The organism is Collinsella sp. AM20-15AC, assembly GCF_003471405.1.
In the GTDB taxonomy this organism is placed as follows: Bacteria; Actinomycetota; Coriobacteriia; order Coriobacteriales; family Coriobacteriaceae; genus Collinsella.
Genome location: NZ_QRJA01000026.1, coordinates 1 through 17,319 on the forward strand (window position 1 = coordinate 1; position 17,319 = coordinate 17,319).

At 61.6% G+C, this 17,319-nt stretch carries 16 protein-coding genes and 2 tRNA genes; 17 read left to right on the forward strand and 1 reads right to left on the reverse strand.

Annotated elements, in window-relative coordinates; translation table 11 throughout:
• Positions 1-141: 141 nt before the first annotated feature.
• From DW233_RS08335 to ffh, 16 genes are all read left to right on the forward strand, one after another.
• Positions 142-216: transfer RNA gene (locus DW233_RS08335), tRNA-Asn, on the forward strand.
• A 34-nt stretch (positions 217-250) separates the two neighbouring features.
• A tRNA-Asn gene (locus DW233_RS08340) sits at positions 251-325 on the forward strand.
• 161 nt (positions 326-486) lie between these two features.
• Complete coding sequence (locus tag DW233_RS08345) at positions 487-876, forward strand: Asp23/Gls24 family envelope stress response protein (protein ID WP_187361832.1); 390 nt, start codon at positions 487-489, stop codon at positions 874-876.
• Positions 877-903: 27 nt separating this feature from the next.
• The gene (locus tag DW233_RS08350; RefSeq protein ID WP_117765715.1) at positions 904-2,565 is read left to right on the forward strand and encodes a DAK2 domain-containing protein; all 1,662 of its coding nucleotides are present in this window, start codon (positions 904-906) and stop codon (positions 2,563-2,565) included.
• A 10-nt stretch (positions 2,566-2,575) separates the two neighbouring features.
• Positions 2,576-4,753, forward strand: a complete 2,178-nt coding sequence (locus tag DW233_RS08355) for an ATP-dependent DNA helicase RecG (protein WP_118267733.1) — start codon at positions 2,576-2,578, stop codon at positions 4,751-4,753.
• Positions 4,750-5,412: a 16S rRNA (guanine(966)-N(2))-methyltransferase RsmD gene (rsmD, locus tag DW233_RS08360; RefSeq protein WP_118267735.1), complete on the forward strand. Its 663-nt coding sequence runs from the start codon at positions 4,750-4,752 to the stop codon at positions 5,410-5,412. Before DW233_RS08355 ends, rsmD begins: the two co-directional genes overlap by 4 nt.
• Complete coding sequence (gene coaD, locus DW233_RS08365; RefSeq protein ID WP_117564151.1) at positions 5,405-5,902, forward strand: pantetheine-phosphate adenylyltransferase; 498 nt, start codon at positions 5,405-5,407, stop codon at positions 5,900-5,902. Before rsmD ends, coaD begins: the two co-directional genes overlap by 8 nt.
• A 68-nt stretch (positions 5,903-5,970) precedes the next feature.
• Positions 5,971-6,468 (forward strand): ATPase, encoded by a 498-nt coding sequence (locus DW233_RS08370; RefSeq protein WP_040358176.1) that lies wholly within the window; start codon positions 5,971-5,973, stop codon positions 6,466-6,468.
• Entirely contained in the window at positions 6,468-7,022 is a 555-nt protein-coding gene (locus DW233_RS08375; protein ID WP_118267737.1) for a DUF177 domain-containing protein, read from the forward strand. Before DW233_RS08370 ends, DW233_RS08375 begins: the two co-directional genes overlap by 1 nt.
• A 64-nt stretch (positions 7,023-7,086) precedes the next feature.
• Positions 7,087-7,266, forward strand: coding sequence for a 50S ribosomal protein L32 (rpmF, locus tag DW233_RS08380; protein ID WP_022094017.1), 180 nt, complete (start codon positions 7,087-7,089; stop codon positions 7,264-7,266).
• A gap of 87 nt (positions 7,267-7,353) precedes the next feature.
• Entirely contained in the window at positions 7,354-8,373 is a 1,020-nt protein-coding gene (gene plsX / locus DW233_RS08385) for a phosphate acyltransferase PlsX (RefSeq protein WP_118267739.1), read from the forward strand.
• Between the two features lie 124 nt (positions 8,374-8,497).
• A complete protein-coding gene (locus DW233_RS08390) occupies positions 8,498-8,740 on the forward strand; it encodes an acyl carrier protein (RefSeq protein ID WP_055309519.1) in 243 nt (80 codons plus the stop codon).
• Positions 8,741-8,743: 3 nt separating this feature from the next.
• Positions 8,744-9,469: a ribonuclease III gene (rnc, locus tag DW233_RS08395; RefSeq protein WP_117765703.1), complete on the forward strand. Its 726-nt coding sequence runs from the start codon at positions 8,744-8,746 to the stop codon at positions 9,467-9,469.
• Positions 9,470-9,479: 10 nt separating this feature from the next.
• Positions 9,480-13,016 (forward strand): chromosome segregation protein SMC, encoded by a 3,537-nt coding sequence (gene smc / locus DW233_RS08400; protein WP_117854571.1) that lies wholly within the window; start codon positions 9,480-9,482, stop codon positions 13,014-13,016.
• Entirely contained in the window at positions 13,016-13,933 is a 918-nt protein-coding gene (gene ftsY, locus DW233_RS08405; protein WP_117629291.1) for a signal recognition particle-docking protein FtsY, read from the forward strand. The genes smc and ftsY overlap by 1 nt, the downstream gene beginning before the upstream one ends.
• 10 nt (positions 13,934-13,943) lie before the next feature.
• Positions 13,944-15,419, forward strand: coding sequence for a signal recognition particle protein (ffh, locus tag DW233_RS08410; protein WP_117816780.1), 1,476 nt, complete (start codon positions 13,944-13,946; stop codon positions 15,417-15,419).
• Positions 15,420-15,539: 120 nt separating this feature from the next.
• Here the strand turns inward: ffh and DW233_RS08415 are convergent, their stop codons facing one another.
• Complete coding sequence (locus tag DW233_RS08415) at positions 15,540-16,304, reverse strand: NifB/NifX family molybdenum-iron cluster-binding protein (RefSeq protein ID WP_118267741.1); 765 nt, start codon at positions 16,302-16,304, stop codon at positions 15,540-15,542.
• Positions 16,305-16,470: 166 nt separating this feature from the next.
• On the opposite strand from DW233_RS08415, the gene thyA reads away from it, so the two are divergent.
• Complete coding sequence (gene thyA, locus DW233_RS08420; protein WP_089571709.1) at positions 16,471-17,319, forward strand: thymidylate synthase; 849 nt, start codon at positions 16,471-16,473, stop codon at positions 17,317-17,319.

Here is a 17,319-nt window from a genome sequence, read left to right on the forward strand (position 1 = left end):
TGTGCGGATGAATGTGGGAGGTGTTCGGATAAAGTCGATAATCAAGGCCAATGACTAGGTCGGAAAAATTCTTAAAAAAGTTCTTGCCCTGCGCTGATTCGTCCGTATAATAAACTTCGTTGCTTGAGAGCACGCACCTATTCCTCGGTAGCTCAATGGTAGAGCACGCGGCTGTTAACCGCGCTGTTGTAGGTTCGAGTCCTACCCGGGGAGCCAGAATTTCTCAGCCCATTCCTCTGGGCTTTTAAATTCCTCGGTAGCTCAATGGTAGAGCACGCGGCTGTTAACCGCGCTGTTGTAGGTTCGAGTCCTACCCGGGGAGCCAAGTTGTAAAACCCGTCGCTTATGCGGCGGGTTTTTTCATGCCGCGACCATTTGACTCGAACGTTGCCATATCAACATTTCGTGTCGAGGATGTAATCCCGCGACCCACCACCTCAACATGACGCGGTCGTTGTAGAATAATGCAATGATTGCTCCCACGACATGGTGCCGCGAGCACCAGATAAGGAGATTCTTGTGTCTGAGACCATTAACGGCAGCCTGAGCGTCTCGAACGACGTTATTGCCGATATTGCCGGTTATGCCGCGATGACGTGCTATGGCGTCGTCGGTATGGCTGAGCAGCTCCAGGGCGCCGAGAGCGTGCGCCTGCTTGCCGGTCAGCGCCTCCGCAAGGGCGTGCTTGTCTCCGCCGACGAGAACGGCCTTACGGTCGATCTTCACGTCGTGCTCGAGAACGGCGTCAACATGAAGTCCGTCTGCCACAATCTTTCGAGCTCCGTTGCCTTCACCCTGCAGGAGATCGCCCAGATCGATCCCGCCAGCCTTAAGATCGGCATCCATATCGACGCGCTCAAGAGCCGTCTGAACTAGCATCCGAAAACGGAGATTCAAATACCCATGATTGCAAAGACCATTCGCACCTGTTTTCCGATCGCTGCGGCTGCCGTTTCCGACAAGGCCGAGGAGATCAACAAGCTCAACGTCTTCCCCGTGCCCGACGGTGACACCGGCACCAACATGTCGCTCACGCTCGCCTCGGTGACCAAGGAGCTCTCCGCCCTTCCTGCCGACGCCGACATGGAGGCCATCGCCGGCGCCATCACCCACGGTTCTCTTATGGGCGCCCGCGGCAACTCCGGTGTCATCACCTCGCAGATCCTGCGCGGTGTGGCCGAGGGTCTTGTCTCTGCCGACGAGCCCATTACGTCCGCCAACATCGCCTATGCGTTCCGCCGAGCCGTCAAGGTCGCCTTCCAGGCCGTCCGCAAGCCCATCGAGGGCACGATCCTCACGGTGCTGCGCGATGTCTCGACCAAGGCCGACGAGTGCGAGAAGAAGAAGTTCTCGGCCGAGGACGCGCTCGACGCTATCGTCGTCGAGGCATATCAGTCTGTCGCACGCACGCCCGACCTGCTGCCCGTCCTCAAAGAGAACGGCGTGGTCGACTCCGGCGCCTTTGGCTTTGCTATTTTCCTGGAGAACTTTGTTGCCGCCGCTCTTGGCCGCAGCACCGTTGTTGAGGATTTCTCCGCCACGTTTGATTCCGCCGGCTCTGCCCGCGACGCGGCCCTCGGTCGCGTTGAGATCGAGGCCAACGACGACTGGGAGGGCTCGGAGTTCCGTTACTGCAACGAGTTCCTCTTTAAGGCCGACGCTCCCTTTGACGAGGACGAGTGCCTTAAGTTCCTGGGTTCCATGGGCGACTGCGAGCTGCTCGTGGGTGCCTACCCCGACTACAAGATTCACGTGCACTCCAACACCCCAAACCTGGTGCTCGAGCACATGCTGCAGCTTGGCCAGATCTATGAGGTCTTTATCCACAACATGGAGATGGAGGCCCACGACCGTACCGCCAAGATCCACGAGGACCAGGAAAAGGCCGCCGAGCCCGCCAAGGCGCTGGGCTTTGTCGCCGTTGCCGCCGGTTCCGGCGAGGCCGACATCCTCAAGTCCCTCGGCGTTGACGTGATCGTGTCGGGTGGTCAGACCATGAACCCCTCGACTGCAGACCTGCTGGGCGCTGTTGACCAGGTCAACGCGACCTCGGTCATCATCCTGCCCAACAACGGCAACATCCGCATGGCCGCTGAGGCCGCTGCCTCAGCCTGCACCGACAAGAAGGTCGCCGTCGTTCCCACCAAGACCGTTCCGCAGGCCTTCTCCGCGCTGTTCGCGGTCCTGCCCGATTCCGAGCTCGAGGATGCCGTCGCCGCTATGGTCGACGCCATCAGCGAGGTCCGCGATGGCGAGGTCACCCGCGCCGTGCGCGACTCCAGCGCCTCCGACGGTTCGCCAATTCACTCCGGTGACGTCATGGGCATCATTGCCGGCTCCATCGATGTCGTCGGCTCCGACGTGAAGCAGGTCACGCTCGATTGCATCAACCGCATGCAGGAGGAAGAGGAGGGCGACGCGCTGACGATTCTGGCCGGCGAGGAGCTGTCCGATGAAGCCTTCCAGGAGATCGTCGACGCTATCGAGGAGGCTCAGCCCGATCTGGAGATTGACGCCCATCGTGGCGAGCAGCCGCTCTATCCCGTTATCTTCTCGATCGAGTAGGCAACTGCCCATGTCCGAGCTGTGCTCCGTGCCGCGCGTCTCGGAGCGCTTTGCCCAGAGCAATGCGCTCGACGAGGATATCGCGCGACTCAAATATGTTTCGGGTAAACGTGAGGAGGCCCTTCGCCGTCTGGGAATTCGGACGGTGGGGGACCTCCTTCTCCATATCCCTCATCGATACCTGGACTTTACGCGCTCCTGGTCCATCGAGATGGCGCCCATCGGTACCGTGTGCACCATCATCGCCACGGTCGACCGTATCGTCCAAAAGCAGCCGCGTCCGCGCATGCCGGTGACCGAGGTCTCACTCGTTGACGAGACGGGCGTGCTGCAGGTCGCCTTTTTCCGCCAGCCCTGGATTGCTCAGCAGCTTAAGCAGGGCGACCGCCTGGCCGTGATGGGTAAGGTCGAGTTTGCCTATGGCTTTAAGCAGATGGCCTCGCCGCACTTTGAAAAGCTTGAGGAAGGGCGCGCCGCGGGCACCATTTTGCCGGTCCATTATGTGAGCGATGGGGTGAGCCAGGCGTGGATGCGCCGCATCGTAAGTGTTGCGCTCGAGGTCGTCGGCAATCCCTTCGATCCGATTCCCGCACGCTTACGCGTCAAGCGCCGCCTGATGAGCAATGCCCGTGCGCTTCGATCGATCCATTTTCCCTCGAGCATGGCTGAGCGCGATATCGCGCGCGCACGGCTTGCCTACGAGGAGTGCCTCTACCTGCAGCTGGCGCTGCGCCTGCGCAACGACGGCGGCCTGATCGATGTGGTGCCCTATGCCCACGCCGCGGGCGAGCACCTGGCCGCGCTTAAGCAGGCCCTGCCGTTTTCGCTGAGCGACGAGCAACAGGCCGCGTTCCAAGATATCCTGCGCGATATGTGCGATGGCGGGCGCGTGATGAACCGCCTGCTGCTGGGCGATGTCGGTACCGGCAAGACCGCTGTTGCCGCCTGCGCGCTGGCTGTGGCTGCCGATAGCGGCACGCAGGCCTGCGTTATGGCGCCCACGGGCGTGCTGGCGCGTCAATATGCCGATAAGACCGGCCCCTTGCTCTCGCTGGCTGGTATGACCTGGGCGCTCCTGACGGGCGCCACGCCGGCGGCCGAGCGCGAGCGGATCCATGCCCAGCTGGAATCGGGCGAGCTCGATGTCCTCTTTGGCACCCACGCGGTCCTTTCGGATAACGTTGCGTTCAAGCATCTGTCACTCGTGGTCATCGATGAGCAGCACCGGTTTGGCGTCGGCCAACGCAACGCCCTGCGTGCGAAGGGCCCTGGTGCCGATCTGCTCGTTATGACGGCAACGCCCATCCCACGTACGCTGGCGCTTTCGGTCTACGGTGATCTGGACACGAGCATCATCCGCCATCGGCCCGTCCCTGGCGCTGGCGTGACGACACGCGTGCTTTCCGAGTCGAGCCGCGACCTTGCCTATGGCGCCATCCGCGAGGCGCATGAAAAGGGTCAGCAGGCCTACGTGATTTGCCCGCTCGTGGAGCCGAGTGACTCGGTCGATGATCTGGAGGACGTGCCCGGTATCGCCCGCGACGACGAGGGCCGCGTGACGGTCCCCGTGCCGCTGCACGATACGGCGACCGAGCTCGATCGCCTGCGTCTGGCATTGCCGGGTCTTGCCATCGAGCGCCTTCACGGCCGCATGCCAGCGGGGGAGAAGGACCAGGTTATCGATGCCTTCAAGCGCGGCGAGATCGACGTGCTCGTCTCGACTACGGTGGTTGAGGTGGGCGTCGACGTGCCTAACGCCACCGTCATGGTCATCGAGAACGGGGAGCGCTTTGGTTTGGCTGCTCTGCACCAGCTGCGCGGTCGCGTGGGCCGTGGCAGCGTGTCGGGCACGTGCCTGGTCATGACGCACTCCAAGGGCAACGGCGGCGCTTCGGCAGCACAAGATCGCCTGCAATCGCTCGAGAAGACCTCGGATGGCTTTACGCTCGCCCAGATGGACCTGCGTCTGCGCCACGAGGGCGAAATCCTGGGGTACCGCCAGCATGGCGGAGTGACCCTGCGCTTTGTCGACCTGGATGCCGACGAGGAGCTGATCGAGTGGGCCCATTTGGACGCGGTCGAGCTCTTGCGGTATGCTTGCAAACTTGACTCCGTGGCGACGCGCCCCCTGCGCGATGCGGTCGCCATGCGATATCGACACATTTTTAAGGAGGTCAGCGGAGGATGAGAATCATCGGCGGCGAATGGCGCGGTCGTAAGATCGAGGAGCCCCGTGGTCGCGATGTCACCCGCCCCACGACCGATCGCGTGCGCGAGGCATGCGCATCTATGGTCATGTCGGCATTCGACTTCGATCTGGATGAGGTCCGCGTGCTGGACGCCTTTGGCGGCTCCGGTGCCTTAGGGTTAGAGATGCTCTCACGTGGTGCCCGCTCACTCACGACGTTCGAGATCGATCGGAATGCCGCGCGGCTCATTACCAAGAATATCGAGTCGCTCTGTCGTGACCGTGCGCGTTGGCGCGTGGTCTCGGGCGACATGCTGGCGAGCGCCTCGCGCGGTCGTGTGCCGGGCGGCCCCTTTGATCTGGTCCTGCTCGACCCGCCCTATGCTTTTGGCGCCGAGCCGGTCGAGGTGCTGCTGCAGAACCTGGCTCAGCAGGGTTTGCTTGCACCTGGCGCTTATGCCCTGTTTGAGCATGCCGCCGCCGATGTGGGCGCGCATCCGGCAGGCTTTGAGATCGTGCGCGAGAAGCGCTACGGCATTACCTCGGTCGACCTGCTTTGTTGGGTTGGCAACGGCGAGGATGATGGTGAGGGCGATAGCGCCGGCGCAGATGCCGACAACAACGATGCCACGACGTTTCAGGAGGACGTCCATGAATGACACCATCAACCGCGTGATCGTCCCGGGCACCTTCGATCCCATCACATTTGGCCATATCGACGTCATCCGCCGCGCCCGCCGTATCTTTCCCAGCGTGATCGTCGCTGTTGCCGAGTCGCAGGGTAAAAACGGTGTGGGCACCACGTTTATGCTCGATGAGCGCGTGGCGCTGGCCCGCGAGGCGCTCGGTGATATCGACGGCGTCGAGGTCCTGCCCTTTACCGGCCTCTTGGTCGACTTCGCTCGCGAGCAGGGGGCGGGGGCCGTGGTCAAGGGCCTGCGCGCCATGACTGACTTTGAGTACGAGCTGCAGCAGGCAGATCTCAACTATCGCTTGGATAACGAGCTGGAGTCCATCTTTGTCATGAGTGCGCCGCAGTACGGCTATATCTCGAGCTCGGTCGTTCGCCAGATCGCCTCACTCGGCAGCGATGTATCGACGTTTGTCCCGCCCAACGTGGTCGAAGCGCTCAGACATCGCTTTTCGTGACGTTTTTTATTGCCTGGTGGCATGTGGTAAACTAGCACGATGATATGTTACCTATGAAAGGAGACCGGATGCCGGGCGAGAATTTTCCTGGCGATAGGATCGTCAGCTTGGTCGATGAGCTCGAAGGGCTGATCGAGGAAGCCAAGCCGCCTTTCGGCAAGAACGCTCAGTTCAAGGTCATCGACGCCGACGTGTTCTTCAACATCCTCGACGAGATCCGCATGAGCTATCCCGAGGAGTGGCAGAAGTCCCGCCGTATCCTTAAGGAGCGCGAGGAGCTTATGGCTTCCGCCGCCGCTCAGGCCGATTCCATCATCGCCGACGCTCAGCAGCAGGCCCTCACCATTGCCGGTGAGCAGGAGATCGTCCGCTTAGCCCAGCAGCAGGCCGACGACATCCGCGATCGTGCCCAGCAGTACGAGCGCGAGACGCGTTATGCTGCCGAGGACTACGCAGAGCAGGTCTTTACGCACCTGGAGGAGAACCTCAAGAGCCTGACCGGCACCGTTACCCGTTGCCGTCAGCAGCTCAACGAGGGTGCCGCCCAACAGAATGGTCAGTGGTAATGGCTGAGTTCCCGAGCGTTACCGTCGATCTTTCCGAGCAGCTCGAGTTTCCTGGTGATTCGTATCCGCTGACCGGCAAGGTCGATGTTGCCACCTACACGGTGGGCGAGAAGGAGTACCAGCTACAGGACGGCATCGACTACGACGTTGTCTTTACCAATGCCGGTACCGGTGTCTTGCTCACGGGCATGGTCCGCGCGCACGCCATCGGCGAGTGCGACCGTTGCCTGGAACCTGCCTCGTTTGATATCGCCGGCGAGATCGAGGAGTTCTACCTCTTCGAGGAGCCCGAGGATCCCGAGGCCTACGAGGACGGCTACGAGCTCCTGGGTGAGGACCGCATCGTCGATCTAGGTGAGCCCATCAATGACGCGGTCGTTATGGACACGCCGTTTGTGGTGCTCTGCAAGCCCGATTGCCGCGGTCTGTGTCCCACTTGCGGTTGCAATCTCAACGTCGAGCAATGCGATTGCGCCGCCCAGGCAGAGGCAGAATGGGCCGCTGCCACGGAAAATCCATTTGCAGCATTGAAGAATCTCAAGCTCGATGAGTAAAACTGTGGTAGTATCGCTACTTGCGCGTAATCGCCACACTGGATAGTTCATAAGGAAGGTCACTATGCCCGTACCTAAACAAAAGCAGGGTCGTATCCGCACTCACACCCGTCGTTCCGCCAACATGAAGATCTCGGCTGCGGCTCAGTCCACATGCCCCCGTTGCGGCGCTGTTAAGCTTCCGCACCACGTGTGCCCCAGCTGCGGTTTCTACAAGGACCGCGAGGTTATCGTTACCGAGTAACGGTATACTCTGGATGCGATGCCGTTCCAAATGGAACCACAATGGCCGGCTCAATGAGTCGGCCATTTTTGTATAAGGAGCATGTATATGAGTAACGTTCGCGTTTGTGTAGACGTTGTGGGTGGAGACGAGAAACCTCAGGTTGTTCTCGATGGTATCGAGGCTGCACTTGCCGCCGATCCCGATATCGAGGTCTTGGCAGCTGGCCCCGCTGAAATCGTCAATCCCTTTGCTGCTTCCCATGCACGTGTTGAGGCCCTTGAGGCACCCGACGTTATCGCCATGGATGACGATCCCATTCGCGCCGTGATGACCAAGCGCAAGTCCTCGATCGTGCTTGCCTGCCGCGCCATCAAAAAGGGCAACGCGGACGCGTTTTTCTCCGCCGGCTCCACCGGCGCCATGACCGCTGCCGCGACCGCCTACGTCACACCGTTTAGATATATGGCCGAAGGCAAGAAGCAGCCGGTGCGCCCCTGTCTGACCAATGCGCTGCCCAATCGCGCCGGCGGTCTGACGGTGCTGTGCGATATGGGCGCCAACCCCGATGTCGAGGTCGACGACATGGTGCGTTTTGCCCAGATGGGTAGCGCCTATGCCCGCGTTGTCCTGGGCATCGAGCATCCCCGCGTGGGCCTGCTTGCCAATGGCACCGAGGACGAGAAGGGTTCCAACTTTACCAAGGCCTGCTTCCCGGCCATGAAAGCCGCCGTTCCCGGCTTTGTGGGCAACTGCGAAGGCACCGACCTCACCTCGGGCAATTTCGATGTCGTCGTTGCCGACGGCATGTCGGGCAATATTGCGCTCAAGGCCACCGAGGGCGCTGCCAAGTTTTTGCTGCAGGAGCTCAAGGGCGCCTTTATGGCCTCGCTCGGCACCAAGATCGCCGCGCTGCTCATCAAAAAGCAGATGCGCGGGATTAAGGCTAAGCTCTCTGGTGATGCCAAGGGCGGCGCGATTCTTTTGGGCCTGCGTGGCGTGGTCCTAATCGGCCATGGCGCCACCTCGGTCGATGCTGTTAAAAACGGTACGCTCGCGGCGGCCGAAGCCGTGCGCGCGGGGCTGGTCGAGAACGTCGCCAACTCCATGGACGGCATCGTTTTGTAAGAGCGAGTTAGAGCGCTGTTATGTGCCTCGCGGCCTGCTTCGTGGGGTAGAATCAGAACCGTGTCTTGGTACCGCCCGGGCGGTACCATTCTTTTGGTATTCATGCACTATGAGAGGAAGCGCTATGGACCGCTCCGAAATCTTCGACAAGATCGCCGAGGTCGCTGCTGACGTTCTGGGCGTCGATGTTGCCGAAATTAGCGATGAGACCACCTTTGACGATCTCGATGCCAACTCGCTCGAGCGCCTGCAGCTGGTTACGGCTATCGAGGACGAGTTCAACCTCGAGATCGATGACGAGACTCTGCTCTCGCTCAACTCTGTCGCCGACGCCGTCGACGCGATCGAAAACGCCAGGGAGGCCTAGGTCTTGGCTTTGTCTGAACGACTTACGCGTGCCCAGGAAATCCTGGGCCACGAGTTCAATAATAAGGTGCTTCTGCGCGCGGCGCTTACGCATCCCTCGGCAGTCGAGGGCCAGCCGGTTTCTGCCAGCTATGAGCGCCTTGAGTTCTTGGGCGATTCCATTTTGGGCGCCGTCGTCGCCCGTTCGCTCTTTGAGTCCTATCCGGAGTTTGACGAGGGCAAGCTCACGCGCCTGAAGGTGTCGCTTGTCTCGGGCGCTACGCTATCCGAGGTGTCGCATGAGCTGGGCATCGACGACATCATCATATTTGGTGCCTCCGAGACCGGTACCGGCGCGCGCGGCCTGCACTCGGCGCTCGAGAACGTCTACGAGTCGCTCGTGGGTGCGCTGTACCTGGATGCCGGCTGGGATGTTGCGGCGGACTTTATCCATCGTACGCTCAAACCGCACCTGGCCTCCGAGCGTGCCGAGCACCCTGCGAACCCCAAGTCGTTCTTGCAGGAGTGCGTGCAGGCAGACGGCCATGAGCCTCCCGCGTATAAGCTGGTCGGCTCCGAGGGCCCCGCGCATGCGCCCACCTTTACCGCTGTGGTGCTCATCGACGGTATTCGCCAGGGTCGCGGCTCCGGCTCCTCAAAGAAGGAAGCCGAGGGAGCCGCTGCACTCGAGGCACTTGACCGCATGGGCTACACCACCAACGGCGTGATTCTCAACAAGAAGCCTGTTTAAGCGAGGAACCGTGTATCTCAAGTCCCTCACGCTCAAAGGGTTCAAGTCGTTTGCCGACCGCGCCCATATGACGTTTGAGCCGGGCCTGACCGTCATCGTCGGCCCCAACGGCTCGGGAAAATCGAACATCTCTGACTCGATTCTGTGGGTCCTGGGCGAGCAGAGCGCCAAGCAGCTGCGCGGCCAGGCCATGGAGGATGTCATCTTCTCGGGCTCGTCAGCGCGCAAGCCGGTGGGTGTCGCCGAGGTCACGCTGGTGCTCGATAACTCGGACCATATGCTGCCCGTCGACTTTGACGAGGTCGCCATCACCCGTCGTATGTATCGCTCGGGCGAAAGCGAGTACCTCATCAACTCGAGTCCGTGCCGCCTGATGGACATTCAGGACATCCTGCACGATTCGGGCTTGGGCAAGGATACGCATTCCATCATCAGCCAGGGCAAGCTCGACGCCATTTTGCAGAGCCGCCCCGAGGAGCGCCGCGCCCTCATCGAGGAGGCCGCCGGCATCTCCAAGCACAAGCGCCGCAAGGAGCGTGCGCTCAAAAAGATTAAGTCGATGGACGAGCACCTGACGCGTGCCCGCGACATCAATAAGGAAATTGCCCGTCAGCTGCGACCGCTGGAGCGTCAGGTCGATCGTGCGCGCAAGTACAAAGAGCTGTCCTCGCGCGCGAACGAGCTTACGCAGATGCTAGCCGTCGACGAGCTGCGTTCGCTGCAGTCGCAGTGGAACGACCTGGAGAGCCGCTCCAAGGAAGGCGCCGCCGAGCTGGAGCTTGCGCAGTACCGCATGGGCGAAAAGGAGCGCGAGCTCGAGAAGCTCCAGGTCATGCTCGAGGAAAAGGGCCTGTTTGTGGGCGATCTGGGCGAGCAGCGCCGCCATATGCAAGATGTGGTCGGTCGCATTAACTCCGATATGCGTCTGCTCGAGGAAAAGGGCCACAACATGGTGTCGCGCCTGTCCGACATGCGCGGGCAGATTTCGAGCTCCGAGCATCAGCGTCGTCGCGTGGTAGAGGAGCTCGAGGATGCACGTGCGCAGCTTGAGGAAGTGACCGGCGCGCACATGCAGGCCCAGGAGGACGTTGACGCCGCCGGACCTGCCGCCGCCGAGCTCCACGAGCGTCGCGTTGCGCTCGACAATCAGATTTCGCAGCTTACGCGTGAGCAACGCGATGTGCAGCGTGTGGCCGATAACGCGGCGCTCGAACTCGCCAAGGTGAAGGACTCGCTGAGCAACGCCGAGGTCGAGGACAACATGTACGCCTCACGCCTGGAGCAGATCGACGAGCAGCTCGAGGAAGTCACGGCCTCACTCGAGAGCCGTCGCGACCGCGCCGAGGAGCTCGACAGTGCACTTGATCAGGCCCGTCAAGCTCAGTTTGATGCTCGCGAGGCTACCGAGGTCGCCCGTGCAGCCCTTAAGGACCTGCGTGCCCGCGAGAGCGAGGCGCGCAACAAACTGTCCGAGGTGCGCTCGGAGCTTGCCAGCCAAAAGAAGCTCGATGCCCGCATGGCTGACAGCTCGCCGCTGGTGAGCCGTCTGATGGGTGCGCTGGGCGACGATGTCTCGGGTCGTCTGGGCGACGTGCTCGAGGCCCCGCGTGAGCTTGAGGGCCTGGTTGAGCAATTGCTCGCCGGTGATATCGATGCGCTGCTGTTCGACGATGCGTCCGCGCTTGAGCGTGCCGGTCGTGCCGCTCTGGACCAGAAGAAGGCCTCGGGCGAGGCGCTGCTGGTCGCGCGCGGTGTGAGCGCCTCTGCTGCCGCTAAGGGCGCTGCCGGTTCCCGCCTGGTCGATCGCCTGTCCGTACGCGCCGGCTATGGCCCGGTTGTCGAGGCGCTGCTCGGCGGCTATTACGTTGTCGACGACTTGGCGGCTGCGCTGTCGGCGCCGGTCGTTGACGGCGTGACTTACGTGACCCCCGATGGCGCCCGCGTCGCCTGCGGCGGCCTGGTGCGTGTGGGGCTCGACGCCGGCGAGGCTTCGGGTGCTTTGGAGCGCAAGCGTCGCATTCGCGAGCTGGAGGGTCTGGAACCCGATCTGGCTGCTGTGTTTGATCATGTGTCGGATCAGGTCGTCGAGGCCAATGCGGCCGTCGAAGAGGCGCGTGCCGCTGAGGGCGATGCCGCCGGCGAGATCGCCCGTCTTGAGGGCGAGCGCCGCTCGCTGCTCTCCGAGATTGGCCGCCTGGAGCAAAGCGCCAACAACGCCGAGGTCGAGCGCGTGCGCATCTCCAAGCGCCGCGAGCAGGCCGCCGAGGCCGTTCGCGCTGCGCGTCCGCGCGTGGACGAGCTCACCCGCTCGCGTGACGAGGCCCGAGCGCAGGCAAGCGATCTTGGCCTTCAGATTGCCGAAGCCAACGACGAACTCGACCGCGTTCGCCGTGACGATTCCGAGGCCGCCGGCAAGCTCGCCGACGCTAAGGTGCGCCTTGCTCAGACGAGCGAGCGCCTTCGTTCGCTGAGGGGCCGCGTGCCCGATCTTGAGCATCGTCTGGAGGGTATCGATCGTCGTATCCGCGGGACTCGTCAGGCCTCGCGCTCGCTCGAGCTGCTGCGCCTTCGCGTCGATCCCATGCACGAGCGCTATTCGGCCCTGCTGGAGCGCGCGTCGGATTGGGCAGCGCGTCTGCGTGACCAGGCCTCTCTGGAGGAGGCGGACTCCGCTTCGCTCAAGAAGACCATCGAGGATGCCAAGGCAGAGGTTGCCCGCGCTAAGGAGAAGGTCGATACCGCCACCGCCACGCAAAACGAATTTAAGGTCGCGCGTGGCAAGCTCGAGGTGCAGGTAGAGGCCGCCATTAAGGCCATTACCGCCGATGGCAACACGGTACTCGAGGAAGCGCTTATGCTTCCTGCGCCCACGGACCGCGACGCCGCCGAGCGCGAGCTCAACCAGCTTGTGCGCCAGATCAACAACCTTGGTCCCGTGAACCAAGTTGCCATGGAGGAGTACGAGCAGCTCAAGCGCCGCGCTGACTACATCGAGGAGCAGCTGGCCGATCTGGAGAGCGCGCGTAAGGCGCTCACCAAGATCACGGTGGCCATTGATCGCAAGATGCGCAAGGCGTTTCTGGTGACGTTTGAGAAGGTCGACGCGAACTTCCGCGAGATCTTCGCTATGCTGTTCCCGGGTGGCCAGGCTCATCTGGAGATGACCGATCCCGAGCATCCGGCCGAGACGGGTATCGAGGTCGTGGCGCAGCCGCGCGGCAAGCGCATCACCAAGATGATGCTCATGTCGGGTGGCGAGAAGAGCCTGACGGCGCTCGCCCTGCTCTTTGCCGTGTATCGCACGCGCACGGTGCCGTTCTATGTGCTGGACGAGGTCGAGGCCGCGCTCGACGACGCCAACCTGTCCAAGCTCATCGGCGCCCTCGATGTGCTGCGTTCCGATACGCAGCTCTTGGTAATCTCGCATCAGCGCCGTACTATGGAGGATGCTGACGTTCTCTACGGTGTCTCGATGCAAGCCGACGGCGTCAGTCGCGTCGTCTCGCAAAAACTCGATCGCGAAACCGGAAAGGTCGTGAATGCATAATGGGATTCTTTGACGCTCTCTCGCGCGGACTTGAGCGCAGCCGCGAGGCCCTCAACGAGGTCTTCTACTTTGGCGGCGAGGTCGACGAGGACTTTTGGGAGGACCTTGAGGACACCCTCGTTATGGGTGACATGGGTGCCGAGGTCGCTATTCAGGTCTCCGATGACCTGCGCGATGCCGCAGCCAAGAAGAACCTCAAGACCGCACCGCAGCTTCGTCGCGCTCTGGCCGAGCAGCTTGAGCAGCACTTTGTGCCCATCGAGCGCGATCCGTTCTCCGATACGCCGAGCTGCGTGCTGTTTGTGGGCATCAACGGTGCCGGCAAGACCACGACGGTCGGCAAGATTGCGAGCGCCATGGCTTCCCGCGGCAAGAATGTCGTGATCGGTTCGGCCGATACCTTCCGCGCCGCCGCCATCGAGCAGCTCGATGTGTGGGGCCAGCGCGCCGGTGTTCCCGTCATCAAGCGCGACCGCGGCTCCGACCCGGCGAGCGTTTGTTACGACGTGCTCGACGAGGCCGACAGGCGCGGCAGCGACCTGGTGCTTATCGACACCGCCGGTCGTCTGCATACGAGCCCCGAGCTCATGCGCGAGCTCGCCAAGGTGGTCAACGTGACGCGTAAGCGCGCCGCCAATATGGCCGCCGGTCCCATGCCGGTCTCGGTCGTGCTTGTGATCGATGCCGCCACCGGCCAGAACGGTCTGAACCAGGCGCTCGAGTTTAACGAGGCGCTGGGCCTGGACGGTATTATCATGACTAAGCTGGACGGCACGGCTAAGGGCGGTATCGCCATGGCCGTGGCCGAGAAGCTCAAGCTCCCGATCCTGCGCATCGGCGTGGGCGAGCAGGTCGATGACCTGCAGGAGTTTAACGCCAAAGATTTCTGCCGCGCCCTGGTGGGCGAGTCCAACTAAGGAGTGACTAGTGTTTGATTCTCTGAGCGATCGCCTCAATGACACATTTGACCGCCTGCGTGGCAAGGGTAAGCTGACCGAGGCCGACATCACCTCGGCCATGCGCGACATTCGCATGGCGTTGCTCGAGGCCGACGTCAACTTTAAGGTTGTCAAGGAGTTCGTCGCCAAGACCAAGGAGCGCTGCATGACCGCCGAGGTCATGGAGTCGTTGTCGCCGGCGCAAAACGTCGTCAAGATCGTGCTCGACGAGCTCACCGAGATGCTCGGCTCAACCGAGAGCAAGCTCGTCTTTAGCAACCGCATTCCCAATGTCATTATGCTCGTGGGCCTGCAGGGCTCCGGTAAGACCACGGCAGCCGTAAAGCTTGCCTACCTGCTCAAGAAGCAGGGCCGCTCGCCGTTGCTCGCAGCGTGCGACGTCTACCGTCCCGCCGCTGCCGACCAGCTGGCCACGCTCGGTGGCGAGATTGGCGTACCGGTCTTCCGCGGCGACGGTGCGCACCCGGTCGACATTGCCAAGGGTGCCATCCAGGAGGCCGTCGACCACCTGCGTGACGTGGTCATCGTCGATACCGCCGGTCGTCTTCAGATCGACGAGCAGATGATGCAGGAGGCCGTTGACATCAAGAAGGCCGTCAAGCCCGACCAGGTGCTGATGGTCGTCGACGCCATGACCGGCCAGGACATCGTCAACGTCGTCTCGACCTTTGCCGATCGCACCGACTTTGACGGCGTGATCATCTCCAAGCTCGACGGTGACGCCCGTGGCGGTGGCGCACTTTCGGTACGTCAGGTGACCGGCAAGCCCATCAAGTTCGTGAGCATGGGCGAGAAACCCGATTCGCTTGAGCCCTTCTATCCCGATCGCATGGCCAAGCGCATCTTGGGCATGGGCGATGTCGTCGGCATCATCGAGAAGGCCCAGGAGGCCGCCGATGCAGAGCAGCTCGAGGCTGCCGAGCGCATGCTGCGCGAGGGCTTTACCATGAACGACATGCTCGACCAGATGAAAGCCGTCAAAAAGATGGGCGGTATGAAGGGTATCCTGGGCATGCTCCCCGGTGGTCAGCGTGCACTCAACCAGATGGGCGGCAACCTGGACGAGGGCATCTTCGATAAGAACGAGGCCATCATCATGTCGATGACCAAGGAGGAGCGCCTGCGTCCCTCCATCATCAACGGCCAGCGCCGCGCCCGCATTGCCAAGGGTGCCGGCGTAACCCCCACCGAGGTCAACAGCCTTATGAAGCAGTGGGGCGAGATGAATAAGATGATGGGCCGCATGCGCACGATGGCCAATCAGGCGCAGGCCGGCGGCAAAAAGGGCAAAAAGGGAAAGAAGGGCAAGAAGATGCGCATGCCCAATATCCCTGGCCTGGACGCTATGGGTCTGGGCGGCATGGGCGGCCTAGGTACGGGCGGTCCCAAGTCCGATATGGAGCTGCTGCGCCAGATGGAAGCGCAGATGCGTAATAAGAAATAGAGCTGTAATTCCAGCTTGATATGGCAAAGGCCACTCGGAAGCTACCGGGTGGCCTTTGTTGTTGGCTTTGATTGTTGGGTTGCGTTCGGCTTCGCGTCCCGAGCTCGCGGTGCCGTGCCGTTAGTGGCAGCCGCAGCCCTCATGGCCTTCGTGGTCGTGGTGGCCGTGGCAGCCGCAGGACCCGCCATGCTCATGGGTGTGCTCGTGGTCGTGGCTGTGGCAGCCGCACGTGGCCTCGCCGTTCTGTGCGAGCGTGCCGGCGATAAGGGCCTCGACGCAAGCGTCGCAGCTGCCCTGGGCACCTGCGTATACCGTGATGCCGGCTTGGGCAAGCGCGTTGATAGCGCCTCCGCCGATGCCGCCGCAGATGAGCGTGTCCACGCCGCCGTTGGCGAGCAGGCCCGCAAGTGCGCCGTGGCCGGTGCCGCCGGTGCCCACGACCTGCTCGTTGAGCACCTTGCCGTCCTGAACGTCGTAGATCTTGAACTGCTCGCTGCGGCCAAAGTGCATAAAGATGTTGCCATTGTCGTACGTGGTTGCCACCCTCATGGTGCCGACCCCCTTTGCTGGCCATGCGGCCGTTGTCGTGGTGATGGGGGAGTACGCGATATTGCCGCCTTCGATGATGAGCGCCCGACCATTGACCAACGCGTTTGCCACCTTGCGATGCGCTCGGCTGCAAATAGCCGCCACCGTGGCGCGCGCGATGCCCATGTGCTTTGCGACGGCCTCCTGATTGAGGCCTTCCAGGTCGCATAGCCGCAGGACCTCGAGTTCGTCGACCGTCATGTCGATGGCCTCTCCGCTGGCAAGGCCATCGGGGGTAAAACCGCGATATTCGGGGATGATCCCGACGCGGCGCAATTTTTCACGTCTTCCTGCCATACACTCTCCATATCTGACATATGTCAACAATAGAATAACGACCGTGCGGATTTACGCAAGGAATTTCTGGCATATGTCAGAAAATGAGGGCTTATGTTAGGGCTGTGGGGCCGCTTGCGCCTGGGCTACAATGAATCTCGCTTATAGGCGACTGACAGGAGGGTCAATGAGCAAGGCTGATCAACAGTTTGTAGCCATGTGCCGCGATATTCTGGACCATGGCACCACCACCGAGGGCCAAAAGGTCCGCCCGGTGTGGGAGGACGGCACCCCTGCCTATACCATTAAAAACTTTGGCGTCACGGCACGCTACGACCTGCGTGAGGAGTTTCCGGCGCTTACCCTGCGTCGTACGGCCCTCAAATCTGCCATGGATGAGATCCTATGGATCTATCAAAAGAAGTCCAATAACGTGCATGACCTCAACAGCCATATTTGGGATGAGTGGGCCGACGAGACCGGCTCCATCGGCAAGGCCTACGGGTATCAGATTGGGCAGAAGAGCCATTATGCCGAGGGTGACTTCGATCAGATGGACCGTGTGCTGTACGACCTCAAGAACACGCCGTACAGCCGCCGCATTATGACGAATACCTACGTGTTTAGCGACCTGTCCGAGATGCACCTGTATCCGTGCGCCTACAGCGTGACGTATAACGTGACGCAGCGCCCGCAGGATGATAAACCGACGCTCAACATGATTCTCAACCAGCGCAGCCAGGACATTTTGGCTGCGAACAACTGGAATGTGTGCCAGTACGCCATTTTGCTGATGATGGTCGCGCAGTCGGTCGATATGATTCCCGGCGAGTTGCTGCATGTGATTGCCGATGCCCACATTTACGACCGCCATGTCGATATCGTCCGCGAGCTTATCGAGCGTCCGCAGTTTGCCGCGCCTAAGGTAACGCTTAACCCTGATGTGCATGACTTCTATGCGTTTACGACCGACGACCTGATTGTCGAGGGCTATGAGCACGGCCCGCAGGTCAAGAACATTCCCATTGCGGTGTAG

Coding starts and splice junctions, on each gene's coding strand:
- DW233_RS08375 (WP_118267737.1), top strand. CDS start 6,468: ATGGCTGAGTTCCCGAGCGTTACCGTCGATCTTTCCGAGCAGCTCGAG.
- thyA (WP_089571709.1), top strand. CDS start 16,471: ATGAGCAAGGCTGATCAACAGTTTGTAGCCATGTGCCGCGATATTCTG.
- rpmF (WP_022094017.1), top strand. CDS start 7,087: ATGCCCGTACCTAAACAAAAGCAGGGTCGTATCCGCACTCACACCCGT.
- plsX (WP_118267739.1), top strand. CDS start 7,354: ATGAGTAACGTTCGCGTTTGTGTAGACGTTGTGGGTGGAGACGAGAAA.
- DW233_RS08370 (WP_040358176.1), top strand. CDS start 5,971: ATGCCGGGCGAGAATTTTCCTGGCGATAGGATCGTCAGCTTGGTCGAT.
- DW233_RS08390 (WP_055309519.1), top strand. CDS start 8,498: ATGGACCGCTCCGAAATCTTCGACAAGATCGCCGAGGTCGCTGCTGAC.
- rsmD (WP_118267735.1), top strand. CDS start 4,750: ATGAGAATCATCGGCGGCGAATGGCGCGGTCGTAAGATCGAGGAGCCC.
- coaD (WP_117564151.1), top strand. CDS start 5,405: ATGAATGACACCATCAACCGCGTGATCGTCCCGGGCACCTTCGATCCC.
- DW233_RS08350 (WP_117765715.1), top strand. CDS start 904: ATGATTGCAAAGACCATTCGCACCTGTTTTCCGATCGCTGCGGCTGCC.
- ftsY (WP_117629291.1), top strand. CDS start 13,016: ATGGGATTCTTTGACGCTCTCTCGCGCGGACTTGAGCGCAGCCGCGAG.
- DW233_RS08355 (WP_118267733.1), top strand. CDS start 2,576: ATGTCCGAGCTGTGCTCCGTGCCGCGCGTCTCGGAGCGCTTTGCCCAG.
- DW233_RS08345 (WP_187361832.1), top strand. CDS start 487: ATGGTGCCGCGAGCACCAGATAAGGAGATTCTTGTGTCTGAGACCATT.
- DW233_RS08415 (WP_118267741.1), bottom strand. CDS start 16,304: ATGGCAGGAAGACGTGAAAAATTGCGCCGCGTCGGGATCATCCCCGAA.